Source organism: Paraburkholderia sp. XV, from assembly GCF_020177535.1.
Lineage (GTDB): Bacteria > Pseudomonadota > Gammaproteobacteria > Burkholderiales > Burkholderiaceae > Paraburkholderia > Paraburkholderia caribensis.
Genome location: NZ_JAGUUD010000109.1, coordinates 1 through 21,524, shown reverse-complemented (window position 1 = coordinate 21,524; position 21,524 = coordinate 1). Strand labels below are relative to the sequence as shown.

General features: G+C 63.0%; 18 protein-coding genes and 1 tRNA gene. 15 read left to right on the top strand and 4 right to left on the bottom strand.

Features of this window, described 5'->3' with window-relative positions; all coding sequences use genetic code 11:
• The first annotated feature begins 103 nt into the window (after nucleotides 1-103).
• Together KFO72_RS33680 and KFO72_RS33675 are read left to right on the top strand one after the other, a co-directional pair.
• A complete protein-coding gene (locus KFO72_RS33680; protein ID WP_054933495.1) occupies nucleotides 104-1,450 on the top strand; it encodes an NAD(P)/FAD-dependent oxidoreductase in 1,347 nt (448 codons plus the stop codon).
• Between the two features lie 121 nt (nucleotides 1,451-1,571).
• Nucleotides 1,572-2,444, top strand: a complete 873-nt coding sequence (locus tag KFO72_RS33675; protein ID WP_054933496.1) for a dienelactone hydrolase family protein — start codon at nucleotides 1,572-1,574, stop codon at nucleotides 2,442-2,444.
• 64 nt (nucleotides 2,445-2,508) lie between these two features.
• Here the strand turns inward: KFO72_RS33675 and KFO72_RS33670 are convergent, their stop codons facing one another.
• Nucleotides 2,509-3,381 carry a sulfurtransferase gene (locus KFO72_RS33670; RefSeq protein WP_060605059.1) on the bottom strand — a complete coding sequence of 291 codons (873 nt, stop codon included), beginning with the start codon at nucleotides 3,379-3,381 and terminating at the stop codon, nucleotides 2,509-2,511.
• Between the two features lie 120 nt (nucleotides 3,382-3,501).
• Nucleotides 3,502-4,608, bottom strand: coding sequence for an aromatic ring-hydroxylating oxygenase subunit alpha (locus KFO72_RS33665; RefSeq protein WP_054933498.1), 1,107 nt, complete (start codon nucleotides 4,606-4,608; stop codon nucleotides 3,502-3,504).
• Nucleotides 4,609-4,894: 286 nt separating this feature from the next.
• Between KFO72_RS33665 and KFO72_RS33660 the strand changes: the two genes are divergently transcribed.
• The 4 genes from KFO72_RS33660 to folE2 all read left to right on the top strand — a co-directional run bounded on the left by KFO72_RS33660 (nucleotide 4,895) and on the right by folE2 (nucleotide 9,028).
• Nucleotides 4,895-5,212, top strand: a complete 318-nt coding sequence (locus KFO72_RS33660; RefSeq protein ID WP_054933499.1) for an exodeoxyribonuclease VII small subunit — start codon at nucleotides 4,895-4,897, stop codon at nucleotides 5,210-5,212.
• The gene (locus KFO72_RS33655) at nucleotides 5,209-6,090 is read left to right on the top strand and encodes a polyprenyl synthetase family protein (protein WP_054933500.1); all 882 of its coding nucleotides are present in this window, start codon (nucleotides 5,209-5,211) and stop codon (nucleotides 6,088-6,090) included. Before KFO72_RS33660 ends, KFO72_RS33655 begins: the two co-directional genes overlap by 4 nt.
• 96 nt (nucleotides 6,091-6,186) lie before the next feature.
• Nucleotides 6,187-8,085 (top strand): 1-deoxy-D-xylulose-5-phosphate synthase, encoded by a 1,899-nt coding sequence (gene dxs / locus KFO72_RS33650; protein WP_035997888.1) that lies wholly within the window; start codon nucleotides 6,187-6,189, stop codon nucleotides 8,083-8,085.
• A gap of 145 nt (nucleotides 8,086-8,230) precedes the next feature.
• A complete protein-coding gene (gene folE2, locus KFO72_RS33645; RefSeq protein ID WP_107204266.1) occupies nucleotides 8,231-9,028 on the top strand; it encodes a GTP cyclohydrolase FolE2 in 798 nt (265 codons plus the stop codon).
• A gap of 979 nt (nucleotides 9,029-10,007) precedes the next feature.
• Here the strand turns inward: folE2 and tsaD are convergent.
• Nucleotides 10,008-11,033 (bottom strand): tRNA (adenosine(37)-N6)-threonylcarbamoyltransferase complex transferase subunit TsaD, encoded by a 1,026-nt coding sequence (gene tsaD / locus KFO72_RS33640; protein ID WP_054933502.1) that lies wholly within the window; start codon nucleotides 11,031-11,033, stop codon nucleotides 10,008-10,010.
• Between the two features lie 123 nt (nucleotides 11,034-11,156).
• On the opposite strand from tsaD, the gene KFO72_RS33635 reads away from it, so the two are divergent.
• From KFO72_RS33635 to dnaG, 4 genes are all read left to right on the top strand, one after another.
• A complete protein-coding gene (locus KFO72_RS33635; protein ID WP_225033907.1) occupies nucleotides 11,157-12,374 on the top strand; it encodes an NAD(P)/FAD-dependent oxidoreductase in 1,218 nt (405 codons plus the stop codon).
• A gap of 110 nt (nucleotides 12,375-12,484) precedes the next feature.
• The gene (rpsU, locus tag KFO72_RS33630; protein ID WP_035997875.1) at nucleotides 12,485-12,697 is read left to right on the top strand and encodes a 30S ribosomal protein S21; all 213 of its coding nucleotides are present in this window, start codon (nucleotides 12,485-12,487) and stop codon (nucleotides 12,695-12,697) included.
• Nucleotides 12,698-12,988: 291 nt separating this feature from the next.
• Nucleotides 12,989-13,435 (top strand): GatB/YqeY domain-containing protein, encoded by a 447-nt coding sequence (locus KFO72_RS33625; RefSeq protein ID WP_035997874.1) that lies wholly within the window; start codon nucleotides 12,989-12,991, stop codon nucleotides 13,433-13,435.
• A 104-nt stretch (nucleotides 13,436-13,539) separates the two neighbouring features.
• Complete coding sequence (dnaG, locus tag KFO72_RS33620; RefSeq protein ID WP_060605067.1) at nucleotides 13,540-15,426, top strand: DNA primase; 1,887 nt, start codon at nucleotides 13,540-13,542, stop codon at nucleotides 15,424-15,426.
• A gap of 31 nt (nucleotides 15,427-15,457) precedes the next feature.
• On the opposite strand, the gene KFO72_RS33615 is transcribed toward dnaG, so the two are convergent.
• A complete protein-coding gene (locus KFO72_RS33615; RefSeq protein ID WP_035997870.1) occupies nucleotides 15,458-15,805 on the bottom strand; it encodes a hypothetical protein in 348 nt (115 codons plus the stop codon).
• Nucleotides 15,806-15,866: 61 nt separating this feature from the next.
• Between KFO72_RS33615 and rpoD the strand changes: the two genes are divergently transcribed.
• The 5 genes from rpoD to KFO72_RS33590 all read left to right on the top strand — a co-directional run.
• Nucleotides 15,867-17,912 (top strand): RNA polymerase sigma factor RpoD, encoded by a 2,046-nt coding sequence (gene rpoD, locus KFO72_RS33610; RefSeq protein ID WP_054933507.1) that lies wholly within the window; start codon nucleotides 15,867-15,869, stop codon nucleotides 17,910-17,912.
• Nucleotides 17,913-18,094: 182 nt separating this feature from the next.
• Nucleotides 18,095-18,182: transfer RNA gene (locus tag KFO72_RS33605), tRNA-Ile, on the top strand.
• A gap of 185 nt (nucleotides 18,183-18,367) precedes the next feature.
• Nucleotides 18,368-20,140 carry an SWIM zinc finger family protein gene (locus KFO72_RS33600; RefSeq protein WP_225033906.1) on the top strand — a complete coding sequence of 591 codons (1,773 nt, stop codon included), beginning with the start codon at nucleotides 18,368-18,370 and terminating at the stop codon, nucleotides 20,138-20,140.
• A 25-nt stretch (nucleotides 20,141-20,165) separates the two neighbouring features.
• Nucleotides 20,166-21,179: an AraC family transcriptional regulator gene (locus KFO72_RS33595; protein WP_225033905.1), complete on the top strand. Its 1,014-nt coding sequence runs from the start codon at nucleotides 20,166-20,168 to the stop codon at nucleotides 21,177-21,179.
• 182 nt (nucleotides 21,180-21,361) lie between these two features.
• The coding region (locus KFO72_RS33590) for an acyl-CoA dehydrogenase N-terminal domain-containing protein (protein WP_225033911.1) at nucleotides 21,362-21,524 on the top strand (163 nt) is incomplete at its 3' end.

The window sequence follows — 21,524 nt, the reverse complement described above, 5'->3', positions numbered from 1 at the left end:
ACTTGTCCCGTTGCTCGCCGACAATCGACACTACGCGATTACACAGCGGACGCACGCGCGCCGCATCGACGCACAGCTTTATCGGTCAATACGGAGAGTTCTGATGCATCGTTTTGTCGTCGTAGGTGGAGGCGCGGGAGGCCTGGAGCTGGCGACGCGGCTCGGCGATCGCTATGCGCGCAGAAAGAGCGGCGGTGAGCCGCGCGCGCAGGTCACGCTGGTCGATCGTTATCCGACCCATATCTGGAAGCCGCTGCTGCACGAGGTGGCGGCGGGCAGCATGGACCCGTTCACGCAAGAGCTGGAGTACGCCGCGCAGGCGCGCTGGCACGGTTTCGAATTTCAACAGGGTGAACTGGTGGGCCTCGACCGCACGGCGAAGTCCATCCGGCTTGGCCGCGTGCTCGACGACGACGGCGCCGAACTGCTCCCCGAACGGGTTCTGGAATACGACACGCTCGTCATCGCGATCGGCAGTACGACGCACTTCTTCGGCGTGCAGGGCGCGCCCGAATATTCACTCGCACTCGATACCGTTCAGCAGGCCGAGCGGTTCCGCAAGCGTCTGATCGCCGCCTGCATGCGGGCCGAGCATCAGGCGCACGAACCTGTTGAAACGAATCCCGGCACGACGTCGACGGAACCGCGCATCCAGGTCGCGATTGTCGGCGGCGGCGCGACGGGTGTCGAATTGTCGGCGGAACTGCGCAATACGGCGCAGGTGCTGTCGGCCTATGGGCTGCACAAGCTCGATCCGCGCCACGATGTCGGCATTGTGCTGATCGAGGCCGGGCCGCGCATTCTGCCGGCGCTTCAGGAACGCGTATCGACGGCCACGTCCGAGCTGCTGCAAAAGCTCGGCGTGAAGCTGATGGTCGGCGAGACGGTCGCGGAAGTCGCGCCGGGCGTCGTGCGCACCGCGAGCGGCAAGACAGTGCGCGCCGATCTGACCGTGTGGGCGGCGGGCATCAAGGCGCCGCCCGTGCTGAGCCAGCTCGACGGCCTGCCCGTGAACAGGCTCGGTCAGCTCGAAGTGCGTCCCACGCTGCAGACCATGATCGACGACAACGTGTTCGCGTTAGGCGATTGTGCCGCGTGTGCGTGGCCGGGCAACGAACGCAACGTGCCGCCGCGCGCGCAGGCCGCGCACCAGCAGGCAAGCTTCCTGCTGCGGGCGCTCGGCAACCGGCTCGAAGGCCGGCCGCTGCCGGAGTTCACGTATCGCGACTTCGGCTCGCTGGTGTCGCTCGGGCACTTCAGCGCCGTGGGCAATCTGATGGGCGGCGTGATCGGCGGCAACATGCTGATCGAAGGGCTGTTCGCGCGCTTCATGTATATGTCGCTGTACCGGCTGCATATCGCCGCGCTGCACGGCTATGCGCGCATGGTGCTGGATACCTTCGCGCACTGGCTGCGGCGCACGACGCTGCCGCGCGTCAAGCTGCACTGAGTCTTCATTGACGCTTCATTGAACCGCTACTGATCGATATCGATGCTTCTGCAACAGGATGTGCTTTGCGCGTATCCTGTTGGCTCCTTGCCGTCCACCCATTCCAAACGAGGAGCACAGCATGTTGAAGCCAGAAGTCGACAGTCTCGTTCCGCATGTTCCCTTCGACCGGCGCACCTTCATCAAGGCGGCGCTCGGCACGGGCTTCGCGGCATGCGTGCTGCCCGTGTCCGCGCAGACTATCCATACGGACAGTGAGGGCCTGGAGGCGGGCGAAGTCAGCATTAAATCGGGCGATACGATGGTGCCCGCCTATCGCGCACAGCCCAAGGGCAAGACGCATTTGCCCGTGATCATCGTGGTTCATGAGATTTTCGGCGTGCACGAGCATATCGCCGACGTCTGCCGGCGCTTCGCGAAGCAGGGCTATCTGGCCATCGCGCCGGATCTTTATAAGCGCCAGGGCGATCCGACCCAATACCCGTCGATGCAGCAGCTCAACGAGCAACTCGTCAGCAAGGTGCCCGACTCGCAGGTGCTCGCCGATCTCGACGCGACCTTCAAATGGGCAGGCGAGCATGGCGGCGATGTGAACAAGGTGGGGATCAACGGCTTCTGCTGGGGCGGGCGCATTGCGTGGTTGTATGCGGAGCACAATCCGCGGCTGAAGGCGGCGGTTGCGTGGTATGGGCGTGTGGCCGGCAACCAGACGCCGATGACGCCAGCCAACCCGATCGACCGCGTGTCCGATCTGCAGGTGCCCGTGCTGGGGCTGTACGGCCGGCAGGACCAGAGCATCCCGCAGGAGTCGCTCGACAAGATGAAGCAGGCGATCGCGCAGGGGCCGCAGGCGGGGCGCGGCTCGGAGTTTGTCGTCTATGACGACGCGGGGCATGCGTTCTTTGCGGATTATCGGCCGAGCTACAAGCAAGCCGACGCCGAAGACGGTTGGCGCCGCACGCTTGCATGGTTCAAGGCGCACGGAGTGGGTTGAGTTTTCCTGCGTGTGCGGTGCCGGCGATCGTCCGCGGTCGCCGGCACCGCTGTCAACAAAGAGGTTACGGATTCGGTCCCGTCGCCACAGGCCGCGACGTATCCGAACTCCATTCGCTCCACGATCCGGGGTACAGCGCCGCGCCATGCAGCCCGGCGATTTCCATCGCCAGCGCGTTGTGGCAAGCGGTGACGCCCGAGCCGCATTGCAGCACCACATGCTCGGCGGACACGCCCGCGGGAATCACCGCGTTGAAGTCGTCGCGCAGCGTGTGTGCGGACTTGAAGCGCCCGTCTGCCGTCAGGTTGTCCTTGAAGAAGCGGTTGCGCGCGCCCGGAATGTGGCCGCCCACGCGATCCAGCGTTTCGTTCTCGCCGCGATAACGGTCAGCCGCGCGCGCGTCGATCACCACGCGTTCCTTCGTGCCGATGTTGCGTTCCACGGCTTGCGCATCCACGGTCACGGCCAGCGGTGCGCCCGCCTTGAAGTCGCCGCTCGTCTGCGGCGGCGCGTCCTGTGTCAGCGGGTGGCCGGCGGCTTCCCACGCCTGCAGCCCGCCGTCGAGCAGCGCGGCGGAATCGTGACCCAGCCAGCGCAGCAGCCACCACAGACGCGCGGCGTACATTCCGCCTTGCGCGTCGTACGCGACCACTTGCTGGCCTTGTTTGAGGCCGAGCGCGGCGAGCCGGTCGACCAGCTTCTGACGGTCCGGCAACGGATGACGTCCGTTGCTGCCCGTCTTCGGCCCGGACAGATCGCGGTCGAGATGCAGGTAGTGCGCTTGCGGCAGATGACCCGCCGCGTAGGCTTTTTCGCCAGAGTCGGTATCGGCGAGATCGAAACGGCAATCGACGATGAACACGCTGCCCGGCGCGGCGGCCAGACGTTCGGCGAGATTGCTTGCGGAGATCAGCGTGGTGTAGTGAGTGTGTGGCATGACGGCTCCTGAGAGACTGATTTCGGCAGCGCCGAACGATATCTCTAGTCTAAACAAAAATGACGGGCCGAAGCCCGTCATTCCTTGTATGAAGCCGTGGATGCCGCTCGCGGCGCGCGCTCAGACCGTGCCGAGTTCGCGGCGCAGGAACTCGTGGAAGTGCTGCATGCCGTCTTCCATCGGGCTCTGATACGGACCGACCTGCGATTCGCCGCGCTCCAGCAGCGCGCGGCGGCCGGCGTCCATGCGTTCGGCGATTTCGTCGTCTTCGCGCGCCGTTTCCATGTACGCGGCGCGCTCCGCTTCGACGAAGTCGCGCTCGAACAGCGCGATTTCCTCAGGGTAATAGAACTCGACGACGTTGGTCGTTTTCTGCGGACCGCGCGGAATCAGCCACGACACGACGAGCACATGCGGATACCACTCGACCATGATGCCCGGGTAGTACACCATCCAGATCGCGCCGAACTCGGGCATCTTGCCGTCGCGGTAGCGCAGCACTTCGTCGTGCCACTTGCGATACGTCGGGCTGCCCGGACGCGCGAGCTCGTTGTGCACGCCGACCGTCTGCACGCTGTACCAGTCGCCGAACTCCCACTTCAGATCGTCGCAGTTGACGAAGCTGCCGAGGCCCGGATGGAACGGCACGACGTGATAGTCCTCGAGATAGACCTCGATGAAGGTCTTCCAGTTGTAGTTGCACTCGTGCACTTCGACGTGATCGAACATGTAGTCCGTGAAGTCGAAGTGCTTTGCCGTGCCGAGGCGCGCGAGGTCTTTCGCGACGTCGCGGCCCTGCGTTTCGAACAGCAGGCCGTTCCAGCTTTGCAGCGGAGTGGCGCCGAGATTCAGGCAGGGGTTGTCGGCGAAATGCGGCGCGCCGAGCAACTGACCGTTCAGGTCGTAGGTCCAGCGGTGCAGGGGACAGACGATGTTCTCCGTCTGCCCGCGGCCGTTCAGCATGATCGCCTGACGGTGGCGGCACACGTTCGACAGCAGTTCGATCTGCGACTGCTGGTTGCGGACGAGCACGCGCCCCTCGCGTTCGCTGGGCAAGGCGAAATAGTTACCCGCTTCGGGAACCATGAGTTCGTGCCCGACGTAGCGAGGACCTTTCTTGAAAAGGGTTTCGAGTTCGCGCTCGTGGAGCGCCTGGTCAAAGTAAGCCGTGACTGGCAGCTGGCTGTGGATAGCCTTGAGCTGCAATGCATTGCTCAGATTGGACATTCCCACTCCCGATGAAGACGTGAAAGCAGTGAACAACCCAACCATCGAAGATTCGATTTAGGGAGCCCGCGATTATACCTGTTTCCCCCTCCTTGGGGCGCTTAAGTACCTGATTTGGGTTAAAAATGTCGGGGAAGCTCGCGATTTCGCCGCGCAAACGTTGGATTTATTTCTATCGTCCAAAGTGTTGCGCAATGGCCGTGCCGACACCCATTGGTGGGCTCGCAGGTCGAAAATCTCGCTTTTGCCGTAGAATGTCCGACTTGTTTTAATTTTGCGACGATTCATGGCGAAGACGGCTTCCACCGATACGGCTGGTTTGTCCCCCACCGGCACCGAAGGTTCCGACAATTCACCGCTGCCCGAGAGCTACGAGGCGGCGCTGGCGGAACTGGAGGGGCTCGTCGGGCGCATGGAGGGCGGCAGCCTCAATCTGGAAGAGTCGCTGGCGGCTTACCGGCGCGGCGCTGTGCTCGTGGCGTTCTGCCAGCAACAACTCGAAAAGGTGGAGCAGCAGGTGCGCGTCCTCGATGGCGAAACGCTCAAGCCGCTTCCCGTGAACACAGCAGGTACAACCGCTGCCGACAGCGGAGACGATCTATGACCTTCGAACAATGGATGCGCTCGGTGCTGGACCGGGTAGAGGGCGCACTCGAACAATACTTGCCGGCGGACTCGATCGAGCCCGCCCGGCTGCATGAAGCAATGCGCTACGCCGTGCTGGGCGGCGGCAAGCGGGTGCGCCCGCTGCTGTGCCACGCGGCGGGCGAGCTGACGGGCGCGAAGGCCGAGTGCCTCGACGCGGCGTCGGCGGCGCTGGAGATGATCCACGTCTATTCGCTCGTGCACGATGACATGCCCTGCATGGATGACGACGAACTGCGCCGCGGCAAGCCCACGGTACATGTCAAATATGACGAAGCGACGGCACTGCTGGTCGGCGATGCGCTGCAGTCGCAAGCTTTCGTTGCGCTGACATCGGATGTGCTCGCGCCGGCGCAGCAGGCCGCGCTGGTGCGCGAACTGGCGCTCGCGAGCGGTTCGATCGGCATGGCGGGCGGCCAGGCGATCGATCTGGCGAGCGTCGGCCACACGCTGACGCGCCCGCAACTCGAAACGATGCACCGCCTGAAGACGGGCGCGCTGCTGCGCGCAGCCGTGCGCATGGGCGCGCTGGCAGGCGAAGCGCACGACGCGGCGATGCTGAAGTCGCTGGATGCCTATTCGGCTGCTGTGGGCCTCGCGTTTCAGGTCGTCGACGACATTCTCGACGTCACGACCGATTCCGCGACGCTCGGCAAGACGGCTGGAAAGGACGCGAAGGACGGCAAGCCGACCTACGTGTCGATCATCGGGCTCGACGCTTCGCGCGCGCTGGCTGCGCAACTGCGCAGCGACGCGCACCAGGCGCTTGCACCTTTTGGCGCCCGCGCGCAGCGGCTCGCCGAGCTGGCTGACCTCGTGGTGAACCGGGTCAGCTGATGTAGCTGTAACGCGAAAGCCCGCCGCCCGCACAAGACTTTTCGGGTGTGCGCGAATGAAGTGCGGGCGCGTAAGTTTTCCTACAATGGAACGACGATGTACGACTTGCTGAAAACCATTGACGACCCCGCGGACCTGCGCCGCCTCGATCGCCGCCAGTTGCAACCGCTTGCCGACGAGTTGCGAGCCTTCGTGCTCGACAGCGTGTCGCAGACGGGCGGCCACCTGTCGTCCAACCTCGGCACGGTCGAACTGACGATCGCGCTGCACTACGTGTTCGACACGCCGCGCGACCGCATCGTCTGGGACGTGGGTCATCAGACCTATCCCCACAAGATTCTGACGGGCCGCCGCGACCAGATGCACTCGCTACGCCAGTTGGGCGGCATCTCGGGCTTTCCGAAGCGCGACGAGTCGCCGTACGACACGTTCGGCACCGCGCATTCGAGCACGTCGATCTCGGCGGCGCTCGGCATGGCGATCGGCAGCAAGCTGCGCGGCGAAGACCGCTTCGCGATCGCCGTGATCGGCGACGGCGCGATGACGGCGGGCATGGCCTTCGAGGCGATGAACAATGCCGGTGTCGAAGACGACGTGCCGCTGCTCGTCATCCTCAACGACAACGACATGTCGATTTCGCCGCCCGTCGGCGCGCTGAATCGCCATCTCGCGCGTTTGATGTCGGGCCGCTTTTATGCGGCCGCGCGCGCCGGCGTCGAACGGGTGCTGCGCCACGCGCCGCCCGTGCTGGACCTGGCGCGCAAGCTCGAAGAGCACGCGAAGGGCATGATCGTCCCGGCCACGCTGTTCGAAGAGTTCGGCTTCAACTACATCGGACCGATCGACGGTCACGATCTGGACTCGCTGATCCCGACGCTGCAGAACATCCGCGAGCTGCGCGGTCCGCAATTCCTGCACGTCGTGACGAAGAAGGGCCAGGGCTACAAGCTCGCCGAGGCTGATCCCGTGCTGTACCACGGCCCCGGCAAGTTCAACCCGGCCGAAGGCATCAAGCCGTCGACGACGCCCGCCAAGAAGACCTATACGCAGGTGTTCGGCGAATGGCTGTGCGACGCGGCCGAACTGGATTCGCGCGTGGTCGGCATCACGCCTGCGATGCGCGAAGGCTCGGGCATGGTCGAATTCGAAAAGCGTTTCCCGGATCGCTACTACGACGTCGGCATTGCCGAGCAGCATGCCGTTACGTTCGCGGGCGGCCTCGCAACGGAAGGGCTCAAGCCGGTCGTCGCGATCTACTCGACGTTCCTGCAACGCGGGTATGACCAGCTGATCCACGACGTCGCGCTGCAGAACCTGCCTGTTGTGTTTGCAATCGATCGTGCGGGCCTCGTCGGTGCGGACGGCGCGACGCACGCGGGCGCGTACGATCTCGCGTTCCTGCGCTGCATCCCGAACATGACGGTGATGGCGGCGTCGGATGAAAACGAGTGTCGCCAGATGCTGTACACGGCGCTGCAGCAGCCGAACCCGACGGCCGTGCGCTATCCGCGCGGCGCGGGCACGGGTGTCGCAACGGTCAAGCAGATGGCTGCGCTGCCGCTCGGCAAGGGTGAAGTCCGTCGTCAATCGACGCAGCCGGCCGGCAAGCGCATTGCGATTCTCGCGTTCGGCACGATGGTCGCGCCGTCGCTTGCGGCAGCGGAGCAACTGGACGCGACGGTCGCCAACATGCGCTTCGTGAAGCCGATCGACGCCGATCTCGTGCGCGAGCTGGCTGAAACGCACGACGCCATCGTCACGGTGGAAGAAGGCTGCGTGATGGGCGGTGCGGGCTCGGCATGCGTGGAAGCCATGATGGAGAGTGGGGTTATCCGACCCGTACTACAATTGGGCCTTCCCGATCGCTTCATCGATCACGGGGATCCGGCGAAGCTGCTGGCGTCGTGTGGGCTGGATGCTGCAGGCATCGCGAAGTCCATCCGCGAGCGATTTGTGGAGCACGCGAGCGGCAAGTCGGTCAAACGCGTCGCTTAACATAGCGGGCCGCGGGAACAGGAAAGCGGCCCGTTGCATCTACTCGAATATGAATCGGCGGGTTACATACCGCCGGGCTCCGCCGGCGCAAGCCGGCGGTTGTCATTTTGCGCGTCGATTCGCGCTGCAAGTTGAGGACAAGAACATGAACCAGATGAACCCCGCTTTCGTGATGCCTGACGTGCAGAGCACGGTCGACACCCGCCAGATTCCGATTCAGCGGGTGGGTGTGAAGGCGGTGCGTCATCCGTTGACGGTTCGTACGCCGGACGGCAGCGTGCAGCCGACCATTGGCACGTGGAATCTCGATGTTCATTTGCCTGCCGAGGTGAAGGGCACGCATATGTCGCGGTTCGTCGCGTTGCTTGAAGAGAACAAGACGCCGCTGGATTCTGCTGCGTTTCGCGCGATGCTCGCTTCGATGCTGGAGAAGCTGGAGGCGCCTGCGGGCCGTATCGAGGTGACGTTTCCGTACTTCGTGAACAAGACGGCGCCGGTCTCGGGCGTGCAAAGTCTGCTGGACTACGAAGTGACGTTGACGGGCGATTCGCGCGATGGCGCCACGCGGTTGTTTCTTAAGGTTCTGGTGCCGGTTACCAGCCTGTGCCCGTGTTCGAAGAAGATTTCGCAGTATGGTGCGCATAATCAGCGCTCGCATGTGACGATTGACGCTGAGCTGGTCGATGACGTTCCCGTCGAGGATTTGATCCGTATTGCGGAAGAAGAGGCTTCGTGTGAGTTGTGGGGCCTGCTCAAGCGGCCGGATGAGAAGTTCGTCACCGAGCGCGCTTATGAGAATCCGAAGTTCGTCGAAGACCTGGTGCGCGATGTCGCGCAGCGGTTGAATGCAGATAAGCGGATTGTTGCCTATGTGCTCGAAGCGGAGAACTTCGAGTCTATTCATAATCATTCGGCTTATGCGGTGATTGAGAAGAGGGCTTGAGGTTCGCTGGCATCCGTGCTTTGTTATCGCGCTTCACGCGTTGCCGTTCGGTGTTTTTGGGCTCTGCGCTGGCATCCGCGATTTGCTTTTGCTTTCGCTGGCATCCGTGATTTGCCTTTTCGCTGGCATCCGCGAATTGTTGGCGCGCTTCACGCGTTGCCCCTGTGCGGGGCGGCACCTACTTTTCTTTGCCGCCGCAAAGAAAAGTAGGCAAAAGAAAGCGGCTCACACCGCCAGTGCTAATACTTGCCTGAGGGCCCCCAAAGGGTCTTACGCTTCACACGGCAACTTTCCTGTTCGCGCTCGTTGCCAACGCTCTTGCGGTGCGCCTCACCCGCCTCACGCACCCGCATTTCAGCACGCCCCGCCAGGCAGTCCACGGCCGCCCAGGTGGCAAACTGTGTGTAGGTTGTCGCGTCGTATAGCTCGGCGCTCCTACATTTAGGTATGCGCGTGCTGTCGGTCCGAAGTGAGGCGTGTGAAGCACCGAGGGCCTACACACAGTTTGCCACCTGGGCGGCCGATACCATTCGCTGCCGTTAGCCTGTGCACGAGTATTTGAAGTGGGTGAGGCGCTCATTTAGCGCGCTGGCAACGCGCACGAACAAGGGCGCTGCCGTGTGAGGCGTGGGGACGTTGGGGGCCCGTGGATAAGAACACGGGCTGGCGGTGTGAGCCGCTTTCTTTTGCCTACTTTTCTTTGCGGCGGCAAAGAAAAGTAGGTGCCGCCCCGCACAGGGGCGACGCTTGAAGCACGCTAACGAATTGCGGATGCCAGCGCAAAGGCCAAAAACACCGAGCGGCAACGCGTGAAGCAAGCTAACGAATCGCGGATGCCAGCGCAGAGCCCAAAAACACCGAACGGCAACGCGTGAAGCGCGATAACAAAGCACGGATGCCAGCGCAAAAGCCAACAACACCGAACGGCAACGCCCCCCCGCGAGGGTCCCACCGAATGCCCCTGGCAGACAAAAAAACCTCACCTCGCCAGAGAATCCAGATCCCACCGTGGCTTCACGGTAAAAGCATAGTCATTCCCAGCCTGCGCGGGCCAGCGCTCCAACCGCAGCGCGCCGGCAAGCGCAATCATCGCGCCGTTATCAGTGCACAGCGAAAGATCCGGATAATGCACATGAAATCCGCGCATCTTCGCGGCTGCCGAGAGCGCCTCACGCAACTGCCGGTTCGCACCGACACCCCCCGCCACGACAAGCCGTTTTAGCCTGGTCTTCTTCAGCGCCGCGAGCGATTTGGCAGCCAGCACATCGACGGCCGCGTCGACAAAACCGCGCGCCAGATCAGCCTTGGCCTGCTCGCACACGTTGCTGCCAAGCTTCTTCACATGCGTCAGCACAGCCGTCTTCAGCCCGCTGAAACTGAAATCCAGATCACCGGAATGCAGCATCGGACGCGGCAGCACGACAGCCCCCGGCGTGCCGAACTCCGCCAGCCGCGACACTTCCGGCCCGCCAGGATACCCGAGCCCCAACAGCTTCGCGGTCTTGTCGAAGGCTTCACCGGCTGCGTCGTCGAGGGTCTCGCCCAGAGTCTCATAGACGCCCACGTCCGTCACCCGCATCAGTTGCGTATGTCCGCCCGACACCAGCAACGCGACGAACGGAAACGGCGGCGGCTCGTCGACGAGCAACGGCGACAGCAAATGGCCTTCCAGATGATGAATGCCGATCGTCGGCTTGTTCCACGCCATCGCCAGCGAATTGGCGATACTCGCGCCGACCAGCAGCGCGCCCGCGAGCCCCGGGCCCTGCGTGTAGGCGATCGCGTCGATGTCGCCGCGCGCGGCACCCGAGCGCTCAAGCACCTCTTCGAGCAGCGGCAGCGCCCGCCGGATATGGTCGCGCGAAGCCAGTTCCGGCACCACGCCGCCATATTCGCGATGCATCGCGATCTGCGAATGGAGCGCATGCGCGAGCAGCCCGCGCTCCGTGTCGTAGAGCGCGAGACCAGTTTCGTCGCAGGAGCTTTCTATGCCGAGAACGAGCATGATTCGACCGTCGATCGGGCGCCTGAAGTACCGCCCGAAACATCAAAAAAGGAACCTGAAAGTATAGCAGCGCAGGCACCGCGCCGCCGGGCGCGCCCGGCGTGGCGGTTACAATGCAGCCCCATGGAATCCTTCGATATCGCCGTAATCGGCGCGGGCGCGGCGGGCATGATGTGCGCATCGGTGGCGGGGCAGCTCGGCCGGCGCGTGGTGCTGATCGACCACGCGGCGCGGCTCGCCGAGAAAATCCGCATCTCGGGCGGCGGCCGCTGCAACTTCACGAATCTATACGCCGGTCCGAACAATTATCTGTCGGCGAATCCGCATTTCTGCCGTTCGGCGCTGGCGCGCTACACGCCGCGCGATTTCATGGCGCTGCTCAAGCAGTACCGGGTAACGTGGCACGAGAAGCACAAAGGGCAACTCTTCTGCGACCAGTCGAGCGACGCCGTCATCGACGTGCTCAAGAGCGAATGCGACGCGGGCAGTATCGCGTGGCGCCGGCCGCTCGCCGTCGAGCAGGTGCGCCACGCCGATTCCGACGGCTTCACGCTCGACACGCGCTCCGGCCCGATTCGCGCCCGCGCGCTGGTGATCGCGACGGGCGGTCTGTCGATTCCGAAAATCGGCGCAACCGATTTCGGCTACCGGATCGCGAAGCAGTTCGGACACAAGCTGATCGACACGCGCCCGGCGCTCGTCCCGCTGACGTTCGCTCCCGCCGACTGGCAGCCGTTTTCGGAGCTGTCGGGTGTGTCGCTGGAAGTGCATCTGGCGACGGGGGCGAAGAAAACGGGCGGCGAGTTCGTCGAAGACCTGCTGCTGACGCATCGCGGGTTGTCGGGCCCAGGCGTGCTGCAGATCTCCAGCTACTGGCAGCCTGGCGAGCCGGTGCACGTCAATCTGCTGCCCGAGCAGGATGCCATCGCCGCGTTGCTGGAGGCCAAAACGGCGACGAAGCGCCAGATCGGCACTCTGCTCGCCGAATGGGTGCCCGCGCGCCTCGCGCATGTCTGGCTGCAGACCCACGGCGTACCCGCCGACGCGCGGCTCGCCGATCTGCCCGACAAGTCGCTGCGCCGGGTCGGCGAGGCGCTGTCGCGCTGGACGCTCACGCCGAACGGCACGGAAGGCTACAAGAAGGCCGAGGTGACGCGCGGCGGCGTCGATACGCGCGAGCTGTCGTCGGCGACGATGATGAGCGCGCGCGTGCCGGGGCTGTATTTCATCGGCGAGGCCGTCGATGTGACGGGCTGGCTAGGCGGCTACAACTTCCAGTGGGCGTGGGCGTCGGGTGTGGCGGCCGGGCAGGCAGCGGCGGAATTCGCGGCTGCCGGGTAGCCCGTGAAAACGGGCGCAAACGCCCGTCACATAAGGGCTTGACACCCTTGTGTGATTGTGGGAAACAACTGCTATACTTTCCAATCTTGGCCAAGCTCCGTTATTGAAAAATGACGACGATCCGCTTAAAAGAAAACGAGCCTTTTGAAGTCGCGATGCGCCGCTTCAAGCGCACGATAGAAAAGAACGGGCTGTTGACCGAACTTCGTGCGCGCGAGTTTTACGAGAAGCCGACATCCGAGCGCAAGCGAAAGAAAGCAGCTGCAGTGAAGCGCCATTTCAAGCGCCTGCGCAGCCAGCAACTGCCCAAGAAGTTTTACTGATTCAAAGTGAAGTCGCGGTGCTCGCCGGGTCTCTTGAGCGAAAGCGGCGGCTCACACGAGGTGACGGCGCGGGAGCATGCCGGCGCTTGCGGTAACTGGCCGCGAAAGAGGCCGCTCACGCCGCAAGGCGCGAAAGGCCACTTCGGTCCACGCTCCGCAAGGCCGTATCCAGGTGCACGGTTCACCGCGTATTTGGCACTAACCCGCTTGAGGAACGATCCCAAGCGGGTTTTTGCGCTCTACGCCGCGTCTTCACCCGTATTTCAAACCCTCCACGCATTCAGGTGAACGATGAGTCTCAAAGTCCGAATCAACGACGACATGAAAGCAGCGATGCGCGCGCGCGAAACCGAGCGTCTCGGCACGATCCGTCTGCTGCTTGCTGCCATCAAGCAGCGTGAGGTCGACGATCGCGTGGAACTGGATGACGCCGCCGTGACAGCCGTCGTCGACAAGATGATCAAGCAGCGCAAGGACTCGATCGCCCAGTTCGAAACGGCCGGCCGCACCGATCTCGTCGACAAGGAAAAGGCCGAGCTGGACGTGTTGAGCGCCTACATGCCCGCGCAGCTGTCGGACGCGGAAGTGGCAGCCGAAGTGCAGGCGGCCGTCGCGCAGGTCGGCGCCACCGGCCCGCAGGACATGGGCAAGGTGATGGGCGTGCTCAAGCCGAAGCTCGCCGGCAAGGCCGACATGACGGCCGTGTCCGCGCAGGTCAAGGCCGCGCTGTCGAAGTAAGCCCGGTGTCGTTTTCCGCCATGTGCGCCCCGTTCCGGCGCTGCGCGCATGGCCGGGTGCGTTGCGCACCCTTGCCTCATTCTTTTTAAGGCCGCGTCTGCATTGTGATCCCGCATTCCTTTCTGCAAGACCTGCTGAACCGCGTCGATATCGTCGACGTGGTGGGCCGGTATGTGCAGCTGAAAAAAGGCGGCGCGAACTTCATGGGACTCTGCCCGTTCCATAACGAGAAGAGCCCTTCGTTCACCGTTAGTCCGACTAAGCAGTTCTATCATTGTTTCGGCTGTGGCGCGCACGGCACGGCCATCGGGTTTTTGATGGAGCATGCGGCGCTTTCCTTCCCGGAAGCCGTCAACGAACTCGCCCAATCCGTCGGGCTCACCGTGCCGCAAGAGCCTTCGCCGATGCGTGGCGGCGGCGCGGGAGCCGGCGGTCCGGGCGGTGAAGGCTATGCGCCCGCCGTCTCGAAGGCCGTGACGACAGCGCTGTCCGACCTCATGTCGACGGCCAGCGACTTCTACAAGGCGCAACTGCGCGGCGCGCCTAACGCCATCCAGTACCTGAAAAAGCGCGGCCTGACGGGCGAGATCGCCAAGCGCTTCGGCCTCGGCTACGCGCCCGATGGCTGGCAGAACCTCGAAACGGCATTCCCCAACTATCGGGACGACGCGCTCGTCGAGGCGGGTCTCGTGATCGTCAGCGAGAAGTCCGACGCGCAGGGTCAGAACCGCCGCTACGACCGTTTCCGCGAGCGCGTGATGTTCCCGATCCGCAACGTGAAAGGCCAGGTGATCGGTTTTGGCGGGCGCGTGCTGGACGGTGGCGAGCCCAAGTATTTGAATTCGCCCGAAACGCCTTTATTTAACAAAGGCAGCGAGCTGTACGGCCTGTTCGAGGCGCGGCTTGCGATCCGCGAGCAGGGGTACGTGCTGGTCGTCGAAGGGTATATGGACGTGGTTGCGCTGGCCCAGTGGGGTTTCGAGAACGCGGTTGCGACGCTCGGCACCGCCTGCACGCCGATTCATGTGCAGAAACTGATGCGGCAGACGGATACCGTGGTGTTCAGCTTCGACGGCGACTCGGCCGGACGGCGCGCGGCCCGCCGCGCGCTCGACGCCTGCCTGCCGCATGCCGCCGACAACCGCACCATCCGCTTCCTGTTCCTGCCGGCCGAGCACGATCCCGACAGCTACGTCCGCGAATTCGGCACGGAAGCCTTCGCGGAGCAGGTGCGCCGCGCGATGCCGCTGTCGCAGTTCCTGTTGAATGAAGTGCTGGCGGGCAAGGAGCTGGACCAGCCGGAAGGGCGCGCGCGGGCGCTGTTCGACGCCAAGCCGCTATTGCAGATGCTGCCCGCCAACGCGTTGCGCGCGCAGATCATGCATATGTTCGCCGACCGTCTCGACGTGCCGTTCGAGGAAGTGGCCGCGTTATGCGAGGTCGACGCGCGGATCGCCGCAGTAGCACGCAGCGCGCCTGCCCGCAAGGACCGGCGCAGCGTGACGGGGATCGAGCAGCGGGCGCTGCGCAATCTGGTGATGCACCCGCGTATCGTCGCGGTGCTCGGTGAGGAGGAAGAGCAGGCGCTGCTCACAGTCACGCGGCACGGCGAACTGTTCGAGGAGGTGACGACGCATGCCCGCGGGTTGGGCGACACGGCCGAGTTCCAGTTGCTGTCGGACCTGTTGCGAAACGGGGCTAACGCCCCCACCTTCGAGGAAATCTTCCGGGAAATTCTGGACTATGATGAAAACGTTCGGGATCTGCTGTTGAAGAATCCCGAAGACGCGACGGTGGCCGAGGAGCGCCGTGAACACGAGCGCCTCGCCGGGGAAGAATTGAAAGCGGCCATTCTGAAAATGCGTTACGACGCTTATAGCGAGCGGCTGGATGAATTGTCGCGTCAGTCGAGGCACACCCCGGAGGAGTTGCTGGAGTATCAGGAATTAAGCAGGACGTGCGCTGACATGAAGCGTCAGCGCGGGCAGTGAAAGGGAAGCGCTGAAAGGCCGAATGCTATAATTAAAAGATTTCAGCGGTTTTGTTTTTCTCCAGGCAAAGGCGATATAAGGCGATTGCAATGGTAAAGACTACAGGCGGAAAAAAGGCGACAGGCAGCGGCTCGGACGAGCCGAAAACGACCACCAGGGTCAGTGCAGCCAGGTCGGCTCCTTCCACACCGAAAAAGTCTGCCGAAACCGCTGCTACGCCGGTTGCCCGGAAAAGAGCCTCGACCGCATCGGCCGCGCGAGCGGCATCGGTGACATCGAAGTCGGTGACATCGGTGGCGAAGCGGCAGGGAGTCAGCAGCGAAAGGGAAGCGGATGTCGCGCAGGACGATGCGGCTCCCCGCGAGTCTTTGGTATCCACGGTTCAACCGGCTGTCGTCCAGCAGCCGGCAGTCGAGACTACAGCCGGTATGGCGAACTCCATGACGAAAAAGCTGAACGAAGTATCCGTCGATGACGACGCATCCCCGAGCGAAGAAGCAGCCGCAACTCCCGCTACGGGCAAGGTCGAAAAGGTCAAGGCACGCGACCGTCGCGCAAAGGAGAAGGCGCTGCTCAAGGACGCGTTCGCGTCTTCGCAGCCCGGCACCGTCGAGGAGCTCGAAGAGCGCCGCTCGAAGCTGCGCGCGCTGATCAAGCTCGGCAAGGAGCGGGGCTTCCTCACCTACGGCGAGATCAATGACCACCTCCCGGACAACTTCACGGAAACCGAGGCGATCGAAGGCATCATCAGCACGTTCAATGACATGGGTGTCGCCGTCTACGAACAGGCGCCCGATGCCGAAACCCTGCTGCTGAACGACAACGCGCCCAACGCTTCGTCGGACGACGAAGTGGAAGAGGAAGCGGAAGTCGCGCTCTCTACCGTCGATTCCGAGTTCGGCCGCACGACCGACCCGGTGCGTATGTACATGCGCGAGATGGGCACGGTCGAGCTGCTTACGCGCGAAGGCGAAATCGAAATCGCCAAGCGCATCGAAGACGGCCTGAAGCACATGGTGATGGCCATCTCCGCCTGCCCGACCACGATCGCCGACATTCTGGCCATGGCCGAGCGCGTCGCGAATGAAGAGATCCGCATCGACGAACTCGTCGACGGCCTGATCGACGCGAACGCCGAAGACACCGACGGCTTCTCCGAACAGGAAGCCGAAGCGATCGAGAACGAGGAAGAAGAAGAGGAAGAGGCGGACGAGGAAGAAGAGGAAGACGACGACGGCGCCGCGCAGGCGACGGCCAACGCCGCCCAGCTCGAAGAACTGAAACGCATGTCGCTCGAAAAGTTCGCGCTGATCAGCGAATGGTTCGACAAGATGCGCCGCGCGTTCGAAAAGGAAGGCTACAAGTCGAAGTCCTACCTGAAGGCGCAGGAAACCATTCAGGAAGAGCTGATGATGATCCGCTTCACCGCGCGTACCGTCGAGCGTCTGTGCGACACGCTGCGCGCGCAGGTGGACGAAGTGCGTCAGGTCGAGCGTCAGATCCTGCACACGGTCGTCGACAAGTGCGGCATGCCGCGTGCGGAGTTCATCGCGCGTTTTCCGGGCAATGAAACGGACCTCGAATGGGCCGACAAGATCGTCACGGAGAATCACGCGTATAGCGCGATCCTGTCGCGTAACGTGCCGGCTATCCGCGAGCAGCAGCAGCGTCTGCTCGACTTGCAGGCGCGCGTCGTGCTGCCGCTGAAGGACCTGAAGGAAACCAACCGCCAGATGGCGGCGGGCGAACTGAAGGCGCGTCAGGCGAAGCGCGAAATGACCGAGGCGAATCTGCGTCTCGTGATTTCGATTGCGAAGAAGTACACGAACCGTGGCCTGCAGTTCCTGGATCTGATTCAGGAAGGCAACATCGGCCTGATGAAGGCCGTGGACAAGTTCGAATATCGCCGCGGCTACAAGTTCTCGACGTACGCGACGTGGTGGATCCGTCAGGCCATCACGCGTTCGATCGCGGACCAGGCGCGCACCATTCGTATTCCGGTTCACATGATCGAGACGATCAACAAGATGAACCGTATCTCGCGTCAGATTCTGCAGGAAACCGGCCTCGAGCCGGATCCGGCAACGCTGGCCGAGAAGATGGAGATGCCGGAAGACAAGATCCGCAAGATCATGAAGATCGCGAAGGAGCCGATCTCGATGGAAACGCCGATCGGCGACGACGACGATTCGCATCTGGGCGACTTCATCGAGGACAACAACACGGTTGCGCCGGCCGACGCCGCATTGCACGCCAGCATGCGCGATGTCGTGAAGGACGTGCTCGATTCGCTGACGCCGCGCGAGGCGAAAGTGTTGCGCATGCGTTTCGGTATCGAAATGAGCACGGACCACACGCTGGAAGAAGTCGGCAAGCAGTTCGACGTGACGCGTGAGCGTATCCGTCAGATCGAGGCGAAGGCGCTGCGCAAGCTGCGTCACCCGAGCCGGTCGGACAAGCTGAAGTCGTTCCTCGAAGGCAATTGATCGAGCCGGCTTGCTGGCCTTTATACGCAGTAGACAATCAGGGCTTCCCGATCGTTTTGTTCAGCGAAGCGATCCCGGAAGCCCTGTTTTCGTGTAGTATGTCGGCCAATCGACGGACAGGCCCGGCCTTCAGACCGGGTCTTTTTGTTGGTCTTCTCCAGCTTCCATTGCGAAGCATCGTTGGGCCGGACGCCGTGCTGGTTGCAGGCAGCGGACTCATAATCCGCCTCCGAAAGGACACCGTGGGTTCGACTCCCACCCGGCCCACCAAATCTCCTTAGGCCTTTCAAGCTCGTCGCGGCATGCGCCTGCGTGACAGGAAGCGGGGCGCGAGCTTGCGTCTTCATGCTGCTGCCACCAGAATTGCAACATGCTGGCATGGTTCCCGTCATCCCCTTGACGGTTTGCATCACGGGTCCGCCTACCTGAATTCGCCCTTGCTCAAGAGCTTTCCAATGTCTCAATCCGCGAACCTCGCAGACGTCCTCACTTTGGCCGAGGTGCTGTCGCGCAGCGACGAGAAAACCTTCGCACGCGGCAAAGCCTATTTCCATGGCGGCAAGGTATCGCGCCTCGAGGCGAGCGACGGCAGCGTGCGCGCTATCGTGCGCGGCACCGAACCGTACAACGTCGAGCTGACCACTCGATACGGCGCACTGACGTGCCACTGTGATTGTCCCGTCAGCCGGGCGGCGGCATTTTGCAAGCACGCGGTCGCCGTCGCGCTGTCGTGGCTGGAAAATTCCGGCGCGGAGGTGTTCCCGCCCGAAGAAGAGCCACAACCGAAAAAGCCGCGCAAGAAGCGAAAGACCTACGCGGAACAGGTTCAAGAATATGTGTCGTCGCTGGATGCGGAAGCGCTTAGAACCTGGTTGATGGAAGCGGTCGAGCGTGACGTGGCGCTTCGCGACAAGCTGCTGCTGGCCGCGCGTGCAAGCCATGCGAGCGATTTGCCGGGCATGAGATCGGCCGTGCGGCAGGCGACGCGCGTCAGGCGCGTGGTGCACGACTGGCGGGAGGTCGCCGAGTATGCAGATGGTCTGTATTCGTTGTGCGACGTACTGAGGGCGCGGCTCAACGGACCCCATGCGGCTGACGTCGTCGAACTCGCCGAACTCGCGATCGTCGAGTCTGAAAACAGCCTGGAGCGAATGGACGATTCGAACGGCCATGTGATGCCCGCCATCCAGGAACTCGCGGGCATCCACCTCGAAGCGTGCGAACGGACCCGCCCCGATCCGGACAAGCTCGCGGAGCGGCTTTTCCGCCTTCAGACGGAGGGCAAATGGGGCACGTTTCGCGATGCGCTTCCGGCTTATGCCGATGTGCTAGGCGATGCGGGGTTGCCGATCTATCGCGACTTGCTCAACGAGCAATGGAGCGCGCTTGCGGCGCCTGATTCCAGCGACAACGCCTACGGCTCCGACCGACGCCGCTCGAAGGTCGGTCACGCAATGTCCGCCCTGGCAGTGTTCGACGGCGACATCGACGCGCTGATTCGTATCGAATCAAAGGACCTGTCGACCCCGTATCGATTCTTGACGATCGCCCGACTCTGCCGGGAACATGGCCGCCTGGATGAGGGCATCGCATGGGCAGAGCGAGGCATCGAAGCATCGAAAAAGAATCCCGATCGATCGCTGCTGAGCTTCTGCGTCGACGCGTATCTGAGTCGCGGTGAGTTCGACAAGGCAGATGCTTACGCGTGGCGGTGTTTCGTGTCACATATCAGCGCCCGCGCATTCCATGATCTGATGGACGTTGCGAGCACAACCGGCACGCATGACGAAACGCGCCGACGGGCGCTCGAACACATGTGGGATTGCGTCCAGAAAGAAGAGTCGGGAAAAGCGAAGCGCAGTGTATGGGACACGACGACGCGTACCGAACTGGTCAAGATGCATCTTGAGGAGCGCGACAACGAGGCTGCATGGAATGCTTTTACAGGCGGTCCCGTCGCAACCCAGATCTTTCAACCGATGGCGGCCGTGCGCGCCGTGACGCATCCGCGCGATGCTCTGGTTGTTTATCAGAATCTGCTACATGGCACTGTTGAAAGAGGTACGGTGTCGGCAAAATATGGAGAAGCATTCGAAATCGTGCAGGCCATCGGCGCGTTGCGGGCCAAACTCGGCGAGCACGCGCAGTTTGCCGCTGAACTGGCTGAGATGCGTCAGACCTATCGTGCCAAGCGCAACTTCATCGTATTGCTGAACACGCTGTCCTGACGAGGCCACGCAGACCGGATCACGAATGCAAGCGCCCAGCGCCACCGTTCCTATCTCGCTCGTCAACGGCTTTCTCGCCGCCGCCGACGCGCAGCTCGACGTCATGCAGCGCTATCTCGAGCAAGCTGGTATCACGCCCGAACTGCGCGGCGCGGCCGGCGCGCGGGTGACGGAAGAACAGTTCTCCACGCTCTACCGCACACTCGCGATCGAACTCGACGACGAAATGCCGGGCATCTTCAGTCGTCCGTTTCGCAGCGGCACGTTGAAGTTTCTTTGCCTCAGCCTGCTCGACGCGCCCAACCTCGAGACCGCGCTGCATCGCTTCGGCCAGTTCTTTCATATCGTGCTCGACGACTTTCACATCGCATCGCGCCGCGACGACCTGATGGCGCAGGTCGAACTGCGTCCAAACCCTGCGTATGGCAGCATCGGCCCGCTCGGCCAGGAACTGATGCTCAAGCTCGCGCACGGTGTGTCGTCATGGCTGATTGGTCAGAAGATCCCGCTGCTACAGGTCGATTTCGCGTGCCCGCAACCGCCGCACGCGTTCGATCACCGCTACTTTTTCTCCGGTCCCGTGCGTTTCGGCTGCAACGCGACGCTGATGCGCTTCAGCGCGGCGTTTCTCGACATGCCGATCCGCCAGAGCAAACGCAATCTGCGCAAATTCCTCGCCCGTTCACCCGGCGAATGGATCTTCGAAACGTTCAGCGAGCAGCGAGTCAGCCATCGCGTGCGGCAGTTTCTCGCAGGAGAACTGCCGGACCTGCCGACTATCGACCAGGCCGCCAGAAGCCTGCATTGCTCGGTGCGCACGCTATGCCGGCGTCTGTCGTCCGAGGAGACGACGTTTCAGTTGCTCAAGGACGAGCTGCGGCGCGATATCGCGATCCAGCGCCTCACGGACACGCAGGACACGATCGCCGTGATCGCGGGCGATATCGGCTTCGACGATCCGAGCGCCTTCCATCGTGCGTTCCGCCACTGGACGGGCAGCACGCCGGGCACGTACCGGCGGCCTTTTCACGTGGGTTAACCCGCGGGTGGGTGGGCTACACCCCCATTCGATGTGGCCAGATTTGTCAGTACGTGGGCCGGTTTGGACAGTCGGGTCGCCGGAGATGCCGTTACGATCGACAGGTATCGTCACCGCTTGGCCTTCGCTTCTATCGGGCGCCGTGGCAGTGATCCATTGAACGCCTGATTGGAAGATCGACCATGAGTTACATCGCCCCCGTGAAAGACATGCTTTTCGTGCTCGAAGCATTGAGCGGCATCGACGATATCGCGAAACTGCCCGGCTTCGAGGAAGCGGGTCTGGAGACGGCGCAAGCCGTGCTCGAAGAATCCGCGAAGCTGTGCGGGGAAGTGCTGGCGCCGC

Bases quoted from the DNA above. Each gene is read 5' to 3' on its own strand.
- KFO72_RS33680 (WP_054933495.1), top strand. From the start codon at position 104: ATGCATCGTTTTGTCGTCGTAGGTGGAGGCGCGGGAGGCCTGGAGCTG.
- KFO72_RS33675 (WP_054933496.1), top strand. From the start codon at position 1,572: ATGTTGAAGCCAGAAGTCGACAGTCTCGTTCCGCATGTTCCCTTCGAC.
- KFO72_RS33670 (WP_060605059.1), bottom strand. From the start codon at position 3,381: ATGCCACACACTCACTACACCACGCTGATCTCCGCAAGCAATCTCGCC.
- KFO72_RS33665 (WP_054933498.1), bottom strand. From the start codon at position 4,608: ATGTCCAATCTGAGCAATGCATTGCAGCTCAAGGCTATCCACAGCCAG.
- KFO72_RS33660 (WP_054933499.1), top strand. From the start codon at position 4,895: ATGGCGAAGACGGCTTCCACCGATACGGCTGGTTTGTCCCCCACCGGC.
- KFO72_RS33655 (WP_054933500.1), top strand. From the start codon at position 5,209: ATGACCTTCGAACAATGGATGCGCTCGGTGCTGGACCGGGTAGAGGGC.
- dxs (WP_035997888.1), top strand. From the start codon at position 6,187: ATGTACGACTTGCTGAAAACCATTGACGACCCCGCGGACCTGCGCCGC.
- folE2 (WP_107204266.1), top strand. From the start codon at position 8,231: ATGAACCAGATGAACCCCGCTTTCGTGATGCCTGACGTGCAGAGCACG.
- tsaD (WP_054933502.1), bottom strand. From the start codon at position 11,033: ATGCTCGTTCTCGGCATAGAAAGCTCCTGCGACGAAACTGGTCTCGCG.
- KFO72_RS33635 (WP_225033907.1), top strand. From the start codon at position 11,157: ATGGAATCCTTCGATATCGCCGTAATCGGCGCGGGCGCGGCGGGCATG.
- rpsU (WP_035997875.1), top strand. From the start codon at position 12,485: ATGACGACGATCCGCTTAAAAGAAAACGAGCCTTTTGAAGTCGCGATG.
- KFO72_RS33625 (WP_035997874.1), top strand. From the start codon at position 12,989: ATGAGTCTCAAAGTCCGAATCAACGACGACATGAAAGCAGCGATGCGC.
- rpoD (WP_054933507.1), top strand. From the start codon at position 15,867: ATGACGAAAAAGCTGAACGAAGTATCCGTCGATGACGACGCATCCCCG.
- KFO72_RS33600 (WP_225033906.1), top strand. From the start codon at position 18,368: ATGTCTCAATCCGCGAACCTCGCAGACGTCCTCACTTTGGCCGAGGTG.
- KFO72_RS33595 (WP_225033905.1), top strand. From the start codon at position 20,166: ATGCAAGCGCCCAGCGCCACCGTTCCTATCTCGCTCGTCAACGGCTTT.